At 70.6% G+C, this 17,230-nt stretch carries 15 protein-coding genes; all 15 read right to left on the bottom strand.

Annotated elements, in window-relative coordinates; genetic code table 11:
* Positions 1-337, bottom strand: a 337-nt coding sequence (locus ACZ38L_RS29130) for a transposase (RefSeq protein WP_465698772.1), incomplete at its 3' end; no start/stop codon positions are given.
* Positions 338-1,479: 1,142 nt separating this feature from the next.
* Positions 1,480-4,815, bottom strand: a complete 3,336-nt coding sequence (locus ACZ38L_RS29125) for a LysM peptidoglycan-binding domain-containing protein (RefSeq protein ID WP_465698770.1) — start codon at positions 4,813-4,815, stop codon at positions 1,480-1,482.
* Positions 4,816-4,823: 8 nt separating this feature from the next.
* The gene (locus ACZ38L_RS29120) at positions 4,824-5,249 is read right to left on the bottom strand and encodes a TadE/TadG family type IV pilus assembly protein (protein WP_465698768.1); all 426 of its coding nucleotides are present in this window, start codon (positions 5,247-5,249) and stop codon (positions 4,824-4,826) included.
* Positions 5,246-5,710, bottom strand: coding sequence for a TadE/TadG family type IV pilus assembly protein (locus ACZ38L_RS29115; RefSeq protein WP_465698766.1), 465 nt, complete (start codon positions 5,708-5,710; stop codon positions 5,246-5,248). The genes ACZ38L_RS29120 and ACZ38L_RS29115 overlap by 4 nt, the downstream gene beginning before the upstream one ends.
* A complete protein-coding gene (locus ACZ38L_RS29110) occupies positions 5,710-6,123 on the bottom strand; it encodes a TadE/TadG family type IV pilus assembly protein (protein ID WP_465698764.1) in 414 nt (137 codons plus the stop codon). Before ACZ38L_RS29110 ends, ACZ38L_RS29115 begins: the two co-directional genes overlap by 1 nt.
* 62 nt (positions 6,124-6,185) lie before the next feature.
* Entirely contained in the window at positions 6,186-6,386 is a 201-nt protein-coding gene (locus ACZ38L_RS29105) for a hypothetical protein (RefSeq protein WP_465698762.1), read from the bottom strand.
* A gap of 27 nt (positions 6,387-6,413) precedes the next feature.
* Positions 6,414-7,313, bottom strand: coding sequence for a type II secretion system F family protein (locus ACZ38L_RS29100; protein WP_465698760.1), 900 nt, complete (start codon positions 7,311-7,313; stop codon positions 6,414-6,416).
* Positions 7,310-8,236, bottom strand: coding sequence for a type II secretion system F family protein (locus tag ACZ38L_RS29095; protein ID WP_465698758.1), 927 nt, complete (start codon positions 8,234-8,236; stop codon positions 7,310-7,312). The genes ACZ38L_RS29100 and ACZ38L_RS29095 overlap by 4 nt, the downstream gene beginning before the upstream one ends.
* Positions 8,233-9,471: a CpaF family protein gene (locus ACZ38L_RS29090; protein WP_465698756.1), complete on the bottom strand. Its 1,239-nt coding sequence runs from the start codon at positions 9,469-9,471 to the stop codon at positions 8,233-8,235. The genes ACZ38L_RS29095 and ACZ38L_RS29090 overlap by 4 nt, the downstream gene beginning before the upstream one ends.
* Before the next feature lie 328 nt (positions 9,472-9,799).
* Positions 9,800-10,627 (bottom strand): hypothetical protein, encoded by an 828-nt coding sequence (locus ACZ38L_RS29085; RefSeq protein WP_465698754.1) that lies wholly within the window; start codon positions 10,625-10,627, stop codon positions 9,800-9,802.
* Positions 10,627-11,112, bottom strand: a complete 486-nt coding sequence (locus ACZ38L_RS29080) for an SAF domain-containing protein (protein ID WP_465698752.1) — start codon at positions 11,110-11,112, stop codon at positions 10,627-10,629. The genes ACZ38L_RS29085 and ACZ38L_RS29080 overlap by 1 nt, the downstream gene beginning before the upstream one ends.
* Before the next feature lie 247 nt (positions 11,113-11,359).
* Entirely contained in the window at positions 11,360-12,265 is a 906-nt protein-coding gene (locus ACZ38L_RS29075; RefSeq protein WP_465698750.1) for an ATP/GTP-binding protein, read from the bottom strand.
* Positions 12,266-12,309: 44 nt separating this feature from the next.
* A complete protein-coding gene (locus ACZ38L_RS29070) occupies positions 12,310-12,915 on the bottom strand; it encodes a hypothetical protein (RefSeq protein WP_465698748.1) in 606 nt (201 codons plus the stop codon).
* 753 nt (positions 12,916-13,668) lie between these two features.
* Complete coding sequence (locus tag ACZ38L_RS29065) at positions 13,669-16,581, bottom strand: ATP/GTP-binding protein (protein WP_465698746.1); 2,913 nt, start codon at positions 16,579-16,581, stop codon at positions 13,669-13,671.
* Positions 16,578-16,970, bottom strand: a complete 393-nt coding sequence (locus ACZ38L_RS29060) for a hypothetical protein (protein ID WP_465698744.1) — start codon at positions 16,968-16,970, stop codon at positions 16,578-16,580. The genes ACZ38L_RS29065 and ACZ38L_RS29060 overlap by 4 nt, the downstream gene beginning before the upstream one ends.
* Positions 16,971-17,230 lie beyond the last annotated feature (260 nt).

Below are 17,230 nucleotides of genomic sequence, written 5' to 3'. Positions count from 1 at the left end.
CGGCAGACTTGCGGCCCTTCTTCGCGAACCCGGTCGGGTCCGCGATCAGCACCGCCCGCTCGTCAGCGAAACGCTCCATCGCGAACACCAGCAGCGCATCGCGCAGCCGGTCCGCGTCCCACGGGGTCAGGTTCAAGAACCGCTGCATCCGCTTGGGTTCTGGCGCCCCCGTGTACTCCGCGATGGTCCAGCCGTTCTTCTTCTCCAGCGGTGCCAGCAGCCCACGCAGGTACGCCCGCGCGTGCGCCCGCGACTCCGGCCGGTAGAACAACGGCTCGATCCGGGCGCACACTGCCTCGAACTCGGCGTCCAGGATCTCAAGATCCTCCGCCGTCACCTCATCGTCGACCTGCCCTCGCGCACTCACAGCAGAACATCCTGCCGCACCCGCCAATCGAGATCTATCCCTGTAGTACTAGGGGGCTGGGGGGGCCGCGTGGCCGTCGGGGCCGGGATCGCGGGCCTGGCGGCGGATACGACGGCGGGCTGCGGTGCGCCGGTGGGGGTGTCCGTCTCGGCGAGGACGTCCGCGAGGGAAGGGCCCGCGGCGGACGCCGGGGTGCCGGCCCCGCCGGCAGTCCCTTCGTCGAGCGGTTCCTGCCCGGCCTGCTCCGAGTCGGTGGGCGCTGCCCCGTCGTCGGCGAGGGCCTCGTGTTCGAGCTCGGCGTACTCGGCGGGCAGGCCGTCCTCCTCCTCGCCCCCTCCTCGGTTTCGGTCCCTCCTCGTCCCGGGCGGGCGTGGTCGGCACCGGTGCGTCGTCCGTGCTGTCCTGCGCGGCCTGCGTGATCCAGGCCGGGGCGGGGGGCGTCGGCTTCGCTGGCGGCGAGGGTGAGGATGTCGAGGGCATCTTGGTAGTGCTCGTCGGCCAGGCCCTGCAGGTGGACGGTGAGGCCGATGCGGTCTGGACGGTCGGTGGGGGACTGATCGGCTCCGGGCGGTTGCGTGGCGATGGCCGCCCGGTGGGCGCAGGCCCGGCAGCGTCGGTGCAGCACCAGGTCGAGATAGGGCCGAAGCCCGGCCCCCAGGATGCGGCTTCCGCAGTGCGGGCACGAGGCCCGGGCACCCTTAGGGACGGTGAAGGCGAAGACCGCCGGACGGACCACGAGCGTGCCGGCGATGAGTCCGGCTGCGGCACCGGCGACGTCGGCGACGGGGGAGTGGAGCACGGGGATCTCCGTACAGTCGTGGAGCAAGGAGGAGGAAGGGGGATGGGGCCCGGCTGTCGGGCGGTATGCAGAGCAGCGGCGACGCCAGACGAGCCTGGTGCAGGAAGCCGGCCGACGAGGAACAGGTGGCCCGGGCTGGCTGTGGGGAGGGGTTCTGTGCGACGGCGAGCGGCCGGACGATGGTGGCACCGGAGGAAGCGGAGATGGGGATGGTGGCGGGGAACAGGATGCTCTCCGGGCGGGACTGGTGGGCGAGGATGCGCAAGGGCCGGCCGCGGATGGTGCGTTGCGGCCGGGCCTTGCCCAGGCTGAGTCAGAGTCCCTTGATGGCGCCTCGGCCGGTAGTCATTGTGCGGATGAGCTCCTCGGTGGAGTCGAGCAGCGGGTGCTTCCAGTCCAGGGACATCTGGTTGACCTGATCGATGACGGTGCGCACGCCGGAGGTGTTCTTGGCGCGGTCCTCGATGCGCATCCAGGCTCGGTAGAGAGTCTGCGCGGTTGGCTCGACGTCGAGACCGAGCCGGATCGCCTCACGAGCCGCGTCGATGTCCAGGATCTCGTCCCTGCTGCGCAGCACCGCCACGGTGTGGGCGGTGTCGACGATCCGGCTCACCATGGTCTGTACCTGGCCAGCCGCCCAGCCGTGCGCGCCGGCCCCGCCGAAGGGACGACCTCGGACCAGAGCGAGAGCGGCCTCCAGGTCCAGGATCCCGCCAGGCCCGTGGGGCAGACCTCGCTCGGTCAGATACTCAAAGTCGCGCCAGTCGCAGGTGACCTCCGTCGAGAGGCTGTACTGCTCGACACCCTTCGGCTTGACGGGCAGGTACGGCTTGCCGTTGCTGTCCAGGCCCAGGCGGGCACGGAGCCGGGACATCTGCTGGGCCATCGACTTCTCGCTCCACGGCTGCGCGGAGTCGATGCGGTTGGCGAGCGTGCCGTAGTCCCGGTAGTTGGTGAAAACCAGCACCGCAGCCAGGTTGGCGAGATTCGGAGCGAGCGGTGCCGGGCCGATCCCGGTGATTCGCACCGGGCCGAGGACCTGGACTTGGGGCGCGGTCTTGCCCGGTGCCGGCTGCGGCTGGTCCTCGCGCACGATGCTCACACGCGCGCGCTTCGCGAGGCCCGCTGCGGGGTTGGCAGCGGCTGTGGTGCCGGTGCCCGGCTCGCCGGGCACGGTAGGCACTGTCTCCTCGGGGGTGGGCCCGGTGCCGATGCTGAGGGTGGTCTCGTCCGAGAGGGCTTCCCCCTCCGGCGAGACGCTGCTGTCGCTCTCGGTCTCCTCGGGTGCGGCCGCCAGCGACAGGTGGGCCCGGCCTGCTGTGGCCGTGGTGACGACTCCGGGCCCGAAGCGGCGCGCTTCTGGGTCCGGCGCGTGCTTCCAGGCGCCCTCGGCCGGATTCGCGGGCTGGACGGCGATCGTCATCGTGGCGGTCAGCTGCCGGTAGGCCTCGTCGGTCACCCGCTGCAGGGTGACTTCCGCGTCCAGCAGCTCCAAGCGCTGCGGCTCGGTGGATGCGGCGTCCAGCACCTCGGCGTCGGGGAAGATGTCGCGGGCGCCGGCGGCCGGCAGCACGGCGGCGATCTGGCATCCACGCGCCTTGCCCATCAGGTCAGCGAAGGCATAGAGCTCCTCGGCGGAGGGAATCGTCGCGCAGACCACCAGCCAGGGCAGCGGTTCCTCGCCGCCCTCCTTCTCGGCCTGGTGGGCCTCGATCAGGACCCTGGCCAGGTCAGCGGTCGCGCTCTCCAAGCCCGCAGTGAACATCACGCGGCAGTCGGGAAGCAGCTGCTGAAGCTCCAGTCCGAAACCGGCCGTCAACACCTCGACATGGTCCGCCCAGGCGGAGGTGCCCGCCTCCATCGCGATGCCGCGGGCGACCTCGCGCACCTGCTGCTCGTCGCCCTCCAGGAGCAGCACGCCCGTGTACGGGAGGTTGGCCAGCATGAGGGTGCCGTCTTCGGCCGCACCGATCGTCGCCAGCCCTGGGTAAGGGGCATGAACCTCACGAGCCTGGTCAGCGGTCAGCAGCGTGGCGCGGTCGGCTCGCACGCCCCACCAGCCGCCTGGCTGGGCGGTGAAGGGCGACAGCGCCTCGGCACCTGGGTCGTCGACCAGGATCTCGACGCGGTCAGCGGTCACCTTCGCCCCGCGCACGGTCGGCAGGGCATCCGGGTGCTGGTGAGCCAGGGTCCGCAGCGCCCGGTCCAGCAGCTCGACGGAGGCGGGGGAGGCGGTGCGGTCCAGGACCTGCTCGGCCTGAGTCGTCTCCTCGGGCATGGCGATCGTCTCGCCCACCTGGCGGGTGTTCTGCTGCTCGCGGCGGCGCCAGGCGATGACGGCCAGCAGCGCTGCGCCGAGGATCGCGCCGATCCCGGCGACGGTCTGTGTGGAGACCGGGCTCTGGGAGTCGCTTGAATGGACTGCTGGGGCCTGGGCGGACAGGTCGGCCGAGGCCGGTACCTGCGGACCGTCGGGCGTCTGGCTGGCCGCTGCGCTCTGCTGGGGAACGGCGGGTGCAGCGCTCTCGCGAGGCTGCTGGGGAGTGGCTGATGCGCTGCTGGTTGGCGCCGCTGGTGCAGCGGTGGCCGTCTGCGTTGGTGTGCTCACCGTGGTGGAGGGTGCCGCCGAGGCTGCGGTTGACGGCACCGGAGCGGGAGCGACCGCAGCGGGGGCGGTCGGCGTCGCCTGGCTGCTGGTTGGGGGAGTGGCTACCGGCGCGCCGGTTGTAGCCGTGCCCGGGATCACGATCTTCTGGCCGGGGAGGATGGCGTCCGGGTCGGTGATGTGGTTGCCGTCGGGCTGCACGACATCCTTGGTGGCCTGAAGGAGTGCCGGGTAGTCGTCGGCATTCCCGAGTTGCTTCTGCGCGATCTTGGAGAGGGTGTCACCGGGCTGCACGGTGACGACGCGCGCCCCGCCGGCCGCACTACCGGCGCTGGAGGCCTGGGCAGCGGCGGCCTTGGTGGCGTCAGCGGGCAGGCGCAGGGTCCAGCCGGGCTGCAGATCGAGGAGGTTGCCGCTCAGGACGGTGCCGTCGGCTTGGCGGACGCCGTCGTTGAGGTGGGCGATGTCGCGCCAGCGGGTGCCGTCGCCGAGGTAGCGCTGGGCGAGGTCCCACAGGGTGTCGCCGTGGACGACCTGGTGAACCGGTCCGGTCCAGGCCTGCTGCCCGGCGGGCGACGCGGCCGCCGTCGGGCTGCTGCTGGTTGTGGTCGTGCCCTGATGGACGGTGGCAGGGGCGGTCGCGGTCACTGCGCTTGCGGTGGGGGCGTCCGCGAACGCGCCGCTGGTGGGGAGAAGGAGGACGGCGCCGGTGAGCAGGGTGGCGGCCAGGCGTTGTGTGGTACCGAGGGCCCGGAGCTTGGGGGCCTGGCGGTGGCGCAGCATCGCTGCGGCTTCCACGAGGACGGAGGCCAGGAAGGACAGCCAGGCGCCCCAGCCGAGGAGGGTGATGGCGCCCAGGAACATGGATCCGTTGTCCGGGGCGGTGAGTGCGGCGATGACGTCGTGCCAGGTGGGGACCTGGTGGGGGAGAACGCCGGTGCGCCAGAGCAGGAATGGGATGCCGGCCAGTAGCGCGATCAGCAGGGTGAGGGACACGAGGCCGCGCAGCACGGCGGCCAGGCGGGAGGCGGTTCGGCGGGGCATGTGAGGGGTCAGCCTCCCTGGACGTAGAGCTTGGCGCTGGCGTGCCCGGTGACGGTGCCGCTGCCGGCGAGGATCAGCGGACGGTAGGTCTCGGTGGTGTCGACGACGATGTCGCCGGTGCTGTCCCAGCTGACTGTGCCGCTCACGCCGGCCTGGGTGAGGTAGGCGGTGGCGGCGCGTTGGGCGGCGTTGCGGTCGATCACGACTCCGTTGCCGGCGATGGCCTGTCCCGCGTTGACGGCGTCGGCGCCGGAGCGGGCTGCTTCCTGGGCGGTGGACTGGGCGTTGTTGAGGGCGCGGAGTTTGCCGGCGCCGTCCACGACCAGGCCCAGGACGAGGATGATCGCGATGATGGCGACGGCGACGAACAGGGAGATGCTGCCCCGGTCGTCGCGGTGGAGGCGGGCGCGTAGGCGGGACAGGCGGCCGGTCACGCGGAGGCCCTTCCTCGGTAGGGGTCGATCGGGCTGGTGAAGTGGCTGGTGACGGTCTTGCTGCCGGGCATGCCGGGGATGGTCAGGTCAGATAGGGAGACCGTGCAGCTGACGGTGACGGTCACGCTGGAGGGGGTGCCGATCGCGGCGGCGAACCCGCCGGTGGGGACGGTGACCGACAGCGAGGCGCACTTGAGGCCCTGGTCCGTCAGGGTCTGCTGGGCGGTCTGGTTGCCCTGGTTCTGAGCGGCGATGCCGTCGCGCTCCAAGGACGCGGCGCGCGCGGCGTTGCGGGCGGCGTCGTCGGTGGTGTTCTCGGCGAGGTGGAGCCGGCCGGCCGCGATGACCAGGAGCAGGAAGAGCAGGAGCACGGGGAAGAGGATCGCGGTCTCCAGGCTCAGGCTGCCCCGGTCGGTGCGGAGCCGGGCCAGGGTCGAGCGGAGGGCCGGGCGTTGGGGCATCAGGGGGCTCCTGTCAGGCGCTCGCGGGCGGCACTGGCGTGCTGGTCGATCGGCAGGCTCAGCCCCGGGATCCAGGTGGAGACCTGGCCGGAGACCTCGATCCGCACGGTGTTGCCGTCGCTGCCGCTGATGCTGCTGCGGGTGATGCTGGAGCCGGCCCGGGCGATGAAGTCATGGGCCACGGCGGTGCCCTGGCCCAGGGTGGCGCCCTGGACGCGTGCGGTTTCCACTCCGCGCTGGGCGGCGGACAGGGCGACGTCCCTCGCGTGGTACCAGAGGCCGACCTGGATGGTTGTGAAGATCACCAGCATGACGATCGGGAAGAGGACCGCCAGCTCCAGGGACAGCGCGCCGCTGTCCCTGGAGGCGGCCTCGCGCAGGCCGGGGAAGAGCCGACGGCGGCACGAGTGCATGGCTGCTTCCTCCTGGATGCGATGGAAAGGCGTCATGGACGTAAAAGAGGGTGGGATCGGCGTCAGCCGATCTGGCCCTCCTTCTCGCTCAGCTTGGCCTTCAGGACGATCACCAGGCCGGCGGCCAGCGCCACGAGCAGGCCGACGATCAGGGCCATCTCGATCGACAGGCCACCGCGGTCCCGGGTCTCCGGGTCGCTGACACGGGCCAGGCCGAGCCGAATACGCAGCTGGAGGTACTGCAACAGGGGGTCGTTGAGCATCACTATGCCCTTTCGGTAGAGGGGAATTCAGGAGGCGATGATCCGCGCGATGGCGGGGTAGCCGATGTACAGCGACATGATGATCACCAACACCGTCACCGGGACGATCATCTTTTCGGAGGCGGCATTCGCCTCGGTCTGGGAGTCCGTCAGCAGCACCCCGCGCAGGCTGCGCGCCTGCGCCTGCAGGGTGTTGTAGACGGCCGCGCCTTCCTCGCCGGCGGTCGCCATGATGTCGGCGGGCGCGCCGAGTTCGGGAACGCCGAGCTCGGCGGAGAGCTGCCGCAGGCCCTCCCAGGGCGGGATGCCGGCCAGTTCGGCCCGGGTGAGCGCGTCCCGCAGTCGGGAGAGGACCCAGCCGTCGCCGATCTCGGTGGGCTTGCGCAGCGCTTCGGACGGGCCGGCGTCCGCCGCCCGCTCCAGGCAGACCAGTTCGAGGTAGGAGGCGATCGCGTACCTGAACTCCCGCCGGGCCGCGGCCGCGTCGTCGCGGACCTGGATATCGGGAAGGAACGAGGCCACCACGGCGAGCGTGACGCCGATCAGCGCCGGGACTGAGAACGGCATCGACGCTCCGGCAGCCGCCACCATCGTCACCGTCACTGCGGGCATCAGCAGCCCGATCAGCGCGAACCCGATCTTCCGGCCGACATGCTGCGCGGGCGTGCGGCCCAGCAACTCCAGCTCCTGGCGCGGAACCCGCAGCACTCCCTCGCCCAGGGTCTCCAGAAGCCGCGCCCCGGCCCGGTCCAGGAACGATTCGCTCCCGCGGATCGCACGAGGCTGCAGGTTCTCCAACCGGCTCGCATCCGTGCGCCGCAGCAGGTCACCCAGGTCCGGGCGCGAGCGCACCAGCCCGGCGGCGGCCACGGCCACCCCGACTCCCAGCAGCGCACCGCAGGCGATGGCGGGTGCGGAAAGAATCACGACGACATCTCCTTTGACGCCTGGGTGGAGCTACCAGCCGGGGCGAGGAACCGCGGGGCCGGCTTGGCCAGCGCCATGCGCCGCATCCACACCATCACCAGGACGAAACCGGTAGCGAGCAGGCACAGGATCACCTGCCCGGTGAACGTGCTGTATGGCTGCACGTACGAGCCGGACACCATCGACAACCCGAACACGACCAGGCAAAACAGCGAGACCCAGCGCATGTTGGTACGAGGCTTCTCCCGGTCGGCTTCGACGCTCCCGCGCATCCGCACCTCTTCTGCCAGATGGTCGGCCAGCTTCCCGAGCGCCGAACTCAGGCCGGAGCCCCGGTCCTGCACGTGCATGATCAGCAAGGTGGCGACACTGTCCGCGGAGGCGTCATTGAGCTCGTCGGCGAACGCCCGGTACGCCTCAGGAGCACGCCAGCCGGAGGCCAAACGCGACGCGAGACGGCCCACATACGGGGCGATCAAAGCCGGCGCGCTGCGCACGCTGCTCGCCACGGCCTGCTCCAGAGAGATCCCGGCGGTGTGGATGTCGGACAGGCGCCGCACCCACTCCTCCAGGGCTTGCAGGCGCTGGATCTGGCTCTTGGCGCCGCGGCCGGGCTGCAGTATCCACGGCATGCCCAGCACCGCGAGCCCGGTCAACAAGCCGCCCAGGAGCCAGCCCGTGAACAACCACACCGCCAGGATGGCGACGCCTGCGGCACCGACCAGCAGGCGCTGATCGGCCCACACACTCAGCGGCCCGGTGCCGTCCCGGCCGGCCGCCGCCCGAAGCCGACGCTCCAGACCGCTTTGCGGACGCGCGGGCGCGACGGGGGTCGGCATCAGGCCGGCCACGACCAGCAGCACGCCCACCACCGCGGCCGCGCCGGCGATCGCGGCGACCAGCGCCTGAGGAGAGAGGTTCACAGTCGGGTCACCGCCTCCAGCGGCTGCTCCCACGCGCCCCACGGCTGCTGCAGCAGGCGCCGGTCGAAGCCGACCCGCTCCAGATCGGGCAGGAAGGCCGGGGACATCAGCGGCACCGCGCGCGGCTCACGCCGACCCGACTCGTCCTCACGCGGCCCGAAGATCGTCTGACGGCTCGGCCGCCCGCCTTCACCAACTCCGGTGATCTCCACGACCTGGGAGACGAATCGATGCCGCGCCCCGCCGATGGCGGTCTCGTCCACGAGGCGTACGTACACGATGACGTCGATCGCGTTCGCGATCAGCCGGTACGCCAGCGAGTCGGTCATCTGAGTTCCCGGATCCTGCATGGCCAGCATGACCAGACGCTCGATCGCCATCTCCGCCGAGCGGGCGTGCAGCGTGCACATGCTGCCGCCTTCGCCTTCATTCATGGCGTGCAGCATCGGCAGCACCTCGCGGCCGCGGACCTCACCGACGATCACCCGGCGCAGCGACATGCGAAGGGCCTGGGTGAACAGGTCGGTGAGGGTGATCTCGCCGGCCGCCCGGCCGTCCGGGCCCCGTTCGCCATTGCCCTCCCGGCCCTCCATGGCCACCACCGTGGGCCCCTCGGGGTCCTCGTGCAGCCACAGCTCGTACTCGCCCTCCAGCGTCCCCACCCGCTCCGAGCTGGGAATCTCCCGGGCCATCGCCCGCATCAACGAGGTCTTGCCCACACCCTGCGAGCCGGCGATCACGATGTTTTTGCGCGCCAGCACCGCCGCGCGCAAGAACTGGGCCAGCGTGGAGTCGATCGTCCCCCACCGCTTCAGGTCCGCCAGGCCCTGCAGGCGGGTCCGGTGACGGCGGATCACCACCTCCGGCTGTGGCGTCACGAAGGCGGTGGCGGCCAGACGCGAGCCGTCCGCCAGGCGTGTGTTCAGCATGGGCGTCGCCGGGGTCAGCGCACGCTCGCCCTGACCCTGGGTGCGGACCAGCTGGTTGATCAGCTCGATCAGGTCGCTGTCCGACTCGGCGACCGGCGGAACCTGCCGCGAGGGCCGGTCCCGGTAGTCGACCCGCACCGTGCTGCCGGAGATCAGGATGTTCTCGGCATTGGGATCGTTCAGATGCGGCTGGAGCCGGCCTGCCTGGAAAATCTCCTGAAACACCGCCACCTTGACGGCTTGCTCGTCCGCCTGGCTCAGCCGGCGGGTCGTCGCGGCCGCATACGCCGTCGCCCAGTCGGCCACCACCGCATTCGTCAGACTCCGGCCCCGCTGCATCCGATCGTCCTGGGTCATCCCCGGCGTCTCCGCCGAGGCCGCGGCCAGCTGCTCGGCTACCCGCTGGCGCAGGTCGAGGATCTCCTGGTACGGAACGGGCACCACACCCGCGAAATCGCCGAACGTGAGCGGGACGGAGGCAGCCGTCGCCGACCCGGCGGAAGCCGCCACCCGCGCCGCAGGGATCGCACCAACCGTCCCGGCCCTGACGTTGTCGGCTCGCAGGGCGTCCTGGAAGCGCTGCGCGAGTGAGCCGGCACGGCCTTCCGCAGCCTCAAGCGGGGTGAAGAGAGTGTCAGACATGCGTCACCTCCGAGGCGGGCGAGCCGCCGGGCCGCGGCGTCAGCTGGATGCGGCGCCGGGTCGCAGCGACCGTGATCTCCTCGTGTGCGGATCGGGCGGCGCGCATCAACGCCGTCAGCGCAAGCCGACCGCGCACCGATCCACCCGAGCGCAACACCCGGGCCGTATCGACGTCATCGGGCAGCGCCCCCACCAGCGGCGTGCCCAGGGCCGTGCTGACCTCACCCGCCCTGTACGGTCCGTCCTCGACCACCAGCAGCCCAACCGCACCGGACCCGGTCCCGTTGTGGTCCAGATCCTCGCGCAGCGTCTTGAGTACCGGGGCCGTCGCCCCGACCGAATCCGCGCTCGCCCGCACCACCACCAGCACCAGGTCGGCGCGGCGCACCAGCACGGCGGGAGAGGAGTGGTCGGACAGTCGCCGGGAGGACTCGACCTGCAGCCGACCCGCGTCCACGATGACGTCGTAACCCTCCTGCTCCATCACCCGCAGCAGCACGTGCAGGGGCTCCCAGGTGCCGGAGAGCGTGGACGCCTGGGCCGGATCGGTCAGCCCGGGCAGCAGCAGCCGGTCCCCGGCCTCATCGAGGCGCACCAGGTGCTGCTCGAAGTCGGTGTGCAGGGTCCCGCTGCGGCTGGCGGTGGCCAGGCGGTGCAGACCGATCGCCGCGGTGGCACGCCCCTGCAGCCAGCCGTTGCGGATCGTGCCGCCGGCCGGATCGCACTCCGCCAGCAGCGTGCGCTTGGGCGCCGCCAGTGCCAGCGCGATGGCCGAGCAGGTCACCCCGGCCGACTTGGCCGACGTCAGAGCGATGAGCATCAGCTGCCCGCCTTCAGCACGATGCCGGCGCGGCCCATCGCGGTCCACGACTCCAGGGCCGGGCTGTCCACCGGTGAGACGGCCAGGTCGACCACCCGTGCCCCGTTGGCATCCGGCGCCGAGACGTCGATCACCACCGCCGAGATCGTCGACGGCTGCGAGGCGGCGGACTGGTCCCCCTGACCCGGGGTCTCCACCACCGTCACCGCGTTGCCAGGCTGCGGCGTTTCCGCCGGCAGCTGCCCGGGCTTGGCCAGCACGCCCACCGTGTCCGTGCCCGACGTCAGCGACTGGCCCGCCCGCACTGAGGCCTCCGTCACCAGGCTGCCAGCCGGCAGGAATCCGGATGCCGTCTTGCCCAGCACGTCGTGCGCGCGGCTGACCGGGACCGGCTGAAGCGCCGGATCCGCCACCATGTACGCCGGCCGCAGATCCGCCGACGTGATGACCTGCCCGGGCTGGATGTCATGCGCGACCGCGATCACCTCCGTTCGGTCACCGGCCGCCTGCACGGCATAGGCCGCGCCTAGCCCGCCGACGCAGGCCAGTGCTACACCGATCGCCACCAAAGCCGGGCGGCGACTGCGCCGTGGGCCGGATGCCTCGGTGATCGGAAGGGGACCGCTGTCCCCGGCCGGAGCCGGGCGCGGCTTGGTGATGAGTGCCATCAGGCGTGCTTCCTTCAGGTACAGGTGAGCGTGAATGGGCAGTTAGCGGGCGTTAACGGCCGCGTCACTGCGTGGTGTTGAGGGCCTGGGCCTCGGCGATCGCCACCGTGGCATTCGCCGTGCGGTCTACGAGGATCTGACCGCCCTGGCCCGTGGTCGCCGTCCAGGTCACGACCCACTTGCTCGTCGCGGTGATCCCGTACTGGCCCGGCTGGGAGTAGGTGTGGCCGCACGCCGGGGCCTGGGTGCCATAGGACGGGTCATAGGGCACACCCGGACCGGTGCACGTCACCGACGCGCCATCGCCCGTCGACCAGATGATCCGGTCCACGTGAGCGGTCGCGGTCACTGCCACGCCCGGTGCGGACGCGCTGGCCGAAGTCGGCCCCCAGGTGGTCGGCGAGACGTTGTCCCACAGCCACACCGGCAGGCCAACCAGACTGGTGCCGCCCGCCTTGGGAGCGGTCCCGATGGCTGCGCCTTGTAGTCCCATCTGCGTGACCATCTGCTGCGCGAGCGTGGCAGGGTCGACCGCGCCGCCGAACCCCGGAGGGGGAGTGGCACTGAAGGTCACCCCGCCGACCAATTCCTGACCGGGGAAAGGGCAACTCACGTTGTAGAGCTGACCGTCGCCGGGCTTGTGAACAGCCGGCGCTCCCGTGGCGTACGTCCATGCCGGATCCGTGTCGGCAGGTTGCGGGGTGATCAACTCCCAGTAGCACTGGTCGGAGGGGTTGAACCAGCCAGCATCCCCCCGGAAGCAGGGGATCTGTTGACCGCCATGGGAACACGTGGCGCTGCCTGCGCCGGAGTCACTGCTCCCGTTGCCGCTGCTCGACGTGGTGGTGGAGCTGCCACCAGTCTGTCCGCCGCCTCCTGCGTGGACTAGGCAGTCCGTCGAGAGAGGCGGGCAGTTCACGCCGCCGTCCGCGAGCGCGATCCCCGAGGGCAGCAGCCACAGAGTGGCCATGGTGAGGAGGCCTCCGACGAGAGCTCTCCCGGCTGGCTGTGGGGTCAGCATGTCTGTCCCTGATTGATCGTGGCGTCCATGATCAACCAGTGGCCGTTGAATACGCGCGCTGTGGAGTTCTCGACGTGCCGATGGTTGGTGTCGGTTACCGGTGCTGGCTGCCCGGTGTTCTTGTCGACAGGCAGGAAGTTGGAGCTGTCGACGCAGTCCCTAATGGTGGCCTGAGGGGGGATGCTGGTGAGGTCGATCGCGGTCACCTGCGGTGAGAGTGTCGGCTGTCCGCGTAGTACGACGCTGCTGTTCTGGTAGTACATGGCCGTTACCCGGATGTTCGCCAAGGCCTTGTCTCCTGCGTAGCTCTCCAGGTCCTTGCTCACGTCCGCAGTGAGTTGCCCTGCGTTGAACGCTTTGACCTCATCCGCCCACATCCCCTGGTAGGCCGCCAGGATCTGCGTAGTCGCGGCTGTGGTCGGATTGTCCGACGGGGACGGTGAGGCGGAGGGAGAAGTCGAGGCGGGCGAGGCGGGGAGGGCAGCGGGCTTCTTCGAGTTCGAGCCGCAGCCTGCCAGTGCGCCGGTGGCGATCAGGGCTGCGGATGCCAGCGTGAGGGCCCGCATGCTGGCCGAGGTGCGTGTTTCGCTGTGTGCCACGGATTGATCCCCCCATGTGGTGTCGGGTCCGGCTGACCCTGCTGTGGTTCGAGGCTGGCTGGAAGTGCCGTTGTGTGAGCCACTCTCGGCACGCCGCCGTTTTCGGTTGTCTAACTGGGCGGGCTCACGGTCCGTCACAAAGTCCTGGTGCCCGGTAGGGGACCGGTGGGCAGATCAATCGGGCATGCAGCCAAAACCCGCCAGTGAGTCTGTGTCACAGAGGTAGCAGGTGGTCACACTACGACGTATTCAGCCATTTGCCTACCGCTTAGTATCTAGGGCGCTACGCAATGCGAGGAAAGTACGGATATAACGGACGTGCTTGTATATAACGGATCGTCAGATTCACCTGATGTGACTATGGGTTAGGTCACATGATGTTCAGGTGCCTCGACTACTCCTTGGGGTAACGACCGCAATCAACAACAGGGTTGGGTGGCCCCGGTGGTCCTCAGGAAGTCACGAACCACGGCGCCCTGGCCGACGGCCGTGGCCAGCAGTTGTTCCAGCAACCGGGCCTGCATCGCCCGATCCGCCATCCTCCCAACCTGGTTGCGGCTCCAGTACTCCACGAAGAGGGTGCGGCCTGCTGCCCTTCACCTTCAGCGGGCCCAGCTTGCAACGTCCACCGTGACCTCGACGTGGCTCGAACCGGCGCAGGTCCGCGACTCGAGCCGGACCCACCACTCGGGCCGTCGTGACGACTATCGGACAGGGCGCAGTCCCGACTGTTCGGAGTGTTGCGAGGCGCACTCACCTCCGCCGCGGCCGCCCCACTCGGCTCTTGGTCAGCTCTCCACCGTTCGCCACCGAGTCCATGGGCACGGCGTCGCCAGCGGCTGGCGAGCCGTCCTGACCCTTGGCGTCCTTGGTGAGGATCACCGGTGTGGCGCTGTCCTGGGTATCCTGGACCGAGCCCTGCGAGTCGTCGGCCTGTTCCTGGCCTTCGCCCGAGTCAGACGGCTCGGGCGAGGTGAATTCCAGGACTACTTGGTCCTGCCCGCTCGCCTCTACCAGCAGCGTCGCCAGGTCCCGCGAACCCATCCGTGTGTCTGCGGCCTTGACCATGCCCGGCACCCTGTTCTCGCTGCGGTACTTCTCGAAGACCTCGGTGACCTGGGGGCCCTTCACCAGCAGCGGGCCGATTCGGTTGCCGTCCGCGGTGACCTGAACGTAGTGGTGGAAGCGCGGTAGCTCGGCGATCCGCGCTGGTGCGACGGCCCCGTGCCACTCATCCGCCACGGCCCGCACCGCTGCCATCGACCCCGCGGTGGTGCTCACCACGCTGCTGTTCTGCAGGAGCGACTCCCTCGTGGTCGTGCTCACGCGGTTGAGCAACTGCGCCATGACGTGCAGCCTTCCCCCGAATTTCCTCAACTGCTCGGTGATGGCGGCCATCGTGGGGCCGGCCGCCGGATCCAGGCTGATCAGCTCGTCCCCGAAGACGTGGAACGAGCGGCGGGCGTCCTCGTCGAGCTCGCGGCGCGACAGGCCGGCGCGCAGGAGGTCTTGCGTGATCATTGAGACGAGGAGGCGGTCGGAGGGCCCGGTGCCTTCCAGGCACAACCAGACGATCCGTCCGTTGTCCATGGCGTCTCGGATGTCGTACATGCCCTGCGGGCTGCCGAGGAACGCCCTGGTGGTGTCGTTGGCCGCCAGCCGGTCGAGCGGGTTGAGCACCGGCCCCAGCACCTCGGCGACCTGGTAGCCCGCGAACGTGGTGGACCACCACTTGCGCTGCTCCTCGGTCAGGTGCTTGAGGAGCGAGTCCCGCCACACCTTGTCCGTGAGCAGGGTGCGGATCTGGTGGAGCGTCGCTTGGGCCTGCGGTCGCTCGGCGGCGACGGCGCGTTCGTTGTGGGCGACCAGCGCCTCAATCGCTTTTGTCAAGATGGTGATCGCCCGGGGTGCCCCGGCGTCGGTCCAGCTCAGCGCGGTGGCGAGGGCGTCCACGGCGGCGGATACCACCCGGTTCGCGCTCTTGCCGCCCTCCATCGACAGCATGTTCCAGCAGGGCAGCACCGCCTCGGGGGCTTCCGCGCCGGCCAGGTCGATCCGCTGGACACGGTGGGCCAGGTCCGGGTGAGCGAGGTAAGGGGCTGCCTTGCGCCAGCTGTCGCCGTGCGGGTCGATGAACAGCACCCCGAACCCCGCCAGCGCCAGAGCCAGGGCCCGAACCAGTGCCTTCTCCGTTTTGCCGTAGTTGGCCTTGCCGACCGCCACGCTGAAGAGGAACTCCGCCTCTGCGGTGGCGATCAGGCGGCTGCGCCCGTCGGCGCTGACCAGGTAGCCGTGCGGGACCAGCGCCTCGCCCGGGACGTATGTCGGCAGCTCGGAGGCGAGTACCGGCAGGACGGCGTGCACGGTCGGTGGCTTGAGCAGCCCCGCCAACTCACGGACGTGCAGCCAGTTCTGGGCGCGGGGCGCGACCTGGCCGGTGCCCCATCGGCGGTCGAACGAGGCGCGGCGGTGGAAGCTGTCGGCGCCCCAAGTCCACTTCAGGAACCGGCCGGCATCGGCTCCGAGTCGGCTGTCCTCGCCGAACACGTCCAGCGCGGCGCTGACCCTCTCCAGCAGTTGGCGGGCCCGCCCCTCCAACTGGGAGGCGCAGCGGACGAGCAGTTGGATGCGGACTAGGCCGGTGTTGGCGTGTAGGCGGCCCAGGGCCTCGGCGGGGTCGACGGCGCGCGGCCGCGGGGTGGGCAGGAGCTGGGTTGGTGCCGTGGCGGACGGGTCGAGCAGGCTCGTGATCTGGTAGCGCAGGGAGTCCTGTACATCGGCTGCGTCGGCGGCCGCGTGCCGGGCGGAGGTGCGGGCCGCGGTGCGGTTCTGCTCGCGGGCCTCGTGCATGAGGTGCCAGCGGCGCAGCTTGAGCTGCCAGGTGGGAATGGACTGGATGTCGAGGACCACCTCGGCGAGTTCGCCGAGGTCGGCCTGCAGGTCGGCGACGGCGTCGATCAGCGGTTGGAGTGGGTCGGGGGTCAGTGGTACCTCGCGCAGTTGGGCGGAGGGGAGTCCGCGCAGGACGAACTCCGCCCGTACGGCGTGCAGCCGGCCGTCGGGCTCCGGCTTCTTCGCGTCGTCGCCCTGGCCCTTCGCCTTGGCGGCCTTGGCCTCGGCCTTGCGCTGCTTGGCCTCGGCTTTGAGTCTCTTCTGCAGCTCCTTGTCCTTCTTGTCGCGCCGGTCCTGGTCGGCCTGGGCGGCCACCGGGTCGTCGGCGGGGAGCGCTTCGGTGACGGCGACGTCCTGGAAGCGACTGTCCGTCAGCAGGGTGGAGGCTGCTTTGGGGGCTTCGATCGAGTACTCCAGCGGGCAGCTGCCGTCCGCCCGCAGCCTCACCCGCACGCGCTTGGTCGCCCGGGGCGCCCACCACGGGCCTTTTCCGGCGGCGCGCATCAGCAGCGCGGTCTGGCGCAGGATGTCCTCCTCCGAGGGGTCGAAGCGCCGGCTGGGGGTGAGGACGTACCGCGTGCGCAGGGCGAGTGCCCTGCGGGTCAGGATCTGGTGGAGGATGTGGGCGGCGATGGCCGGTGGCAGCGCGCAGGCGAACAGCAGGGTGGCGTGGTCGCCGCACCAGGCGGCCGCGTCGCGGAACCAGGCCAGGGTGGCGAGCGCGGTGTGGAAGGCTGCCAGCGCCGGGCTGTCGTTGTGGTGGGGGGTGGTCATCGTGTGGGCTCCCAGCCGGTGGTGGTGCGGGTGAGGTGGATGGTGGCGGGCCGGTGGTCTCCTGGATCGCCGCTCGGGTCGGTGCCGGCCCACAGCAGGTCGACGTCCACCTGGTTGGGGTCGCCGTTGGCGGTGTGGGCGGTGGTGGCCTGGATGCGGACCTGGGTGTAGGGGCGTAGTGGGGCCGCGCCGGTGGTGGTGGGGAAGTAGCCGGGCCATCGGTCTCGTCCGGCGCCGGTGGTCTCGGCCAGCCATACCTGGCTGGCAAGGGTGGTCAGTTGTGCGGCCTCGGGCGGGGGCAGGTCGCTGGGGTGTTCCTGGGTGAAGAGGGTCTGGAGGGCCTTGTCGCCGGCCGGGCCGTCTCCGGCGGCTGGGACGCCGGATGGCATGGGGATGGGGGATGCCGGGGGGCTTGCTGTGCTCGGAGGCGACGCCGAGACGGTGGCGCGGGTCGGGAGCTTCTTCGGTGTGGATGCCAGGGAGGAAGGGGTGGTGACGGTGGGCCGTGGCTGGGCCGTCGACAGTGTGCCGGCCGTGGCCGGGCCCGCGGCTGCGGTGTGCGAGGTCTGTGTTCCAGGGGCGGGCAGGAGCAGGGCGAGTCCGGTGACGAGTAGGGCGGCCGCGCCAAGAGCAGGCCACGAGGCAGAGT

The organism is Kitasatospora sp. NPDC024654, assembly GCF_055559155.1.
The sequence above is the reverse complement of the archived record's forward strand: the minus strand, read 5'-3'. Positions and strand labels throughout refer to the sequence as shown.

What these genes read in the sequence shown, in the direction of transcription:
- ACZ38L_RS29125 (WP_465698770.1), bottom strand. Translation starts at nt 4,815, where the DNA reads ATGCCCCGCCGAACCGCCTCCCGCCTGGCCGCCGTGCTGCGCGGCCTC.
- ACZ38L_RS29115 (WP_465698766.1), bottom strand. Translation starts at nt 5,710, where the DNA reads ATGCCCCAACGCCCGGCCCTCCGCTCGACCCTGGCCCGGCTCCGCACC.
- ACZ38L_RS29110 (WP_465698764.1), bottom strand. Translation starts at nt 6,123, where the DNA reads ATGCACTCGTGCCGCCGTCGGCTCTTCCCCGGCCTGCGCGAGGCCGCC.
- ACZ38L_RS29105 (WP_465698762.1), bottom strand. Translation starts at nt 6,386, where the DNA reads ATGCTCAACGACCCCCTGTTGCAGTACCTCCAGCTGCGTATTCGGCTC.
- ACZ38L_RS29085 (WP_465698754.1), bottom strand. Translation starts at nt 10,627, where the DNA reads ATGCTCATCGCTCTGACGTCGGCCAAGTCGGCCGGGGTGACCTGCTCG.
- ACZ38L_RS29075 (WP_465698750.1), bottom strand. Translation starts at nt 12,265, where the DNA reads ATGGCCACTCTGTGGCTGCTGCCCTCGGGGATCGCGCTCGCGGACGGC.
- ACZ38L_RS29065 (WP_465698746.1), bottom strand. Translation starts at nt 16,581, where the DNA reads ATGACCACCCCCCACCACAACGACAGCCCGGCGCTGGCAGCCTTCCAC.
- ACZ38L_RS29060 (WP_465698744.1), bottom strand. Translation starts at nt 16,970, where the DNA reads ATGCCATCCGGCGTCCCAGCCGCCGGAGACGGCCCGGCCGGCGACAAG.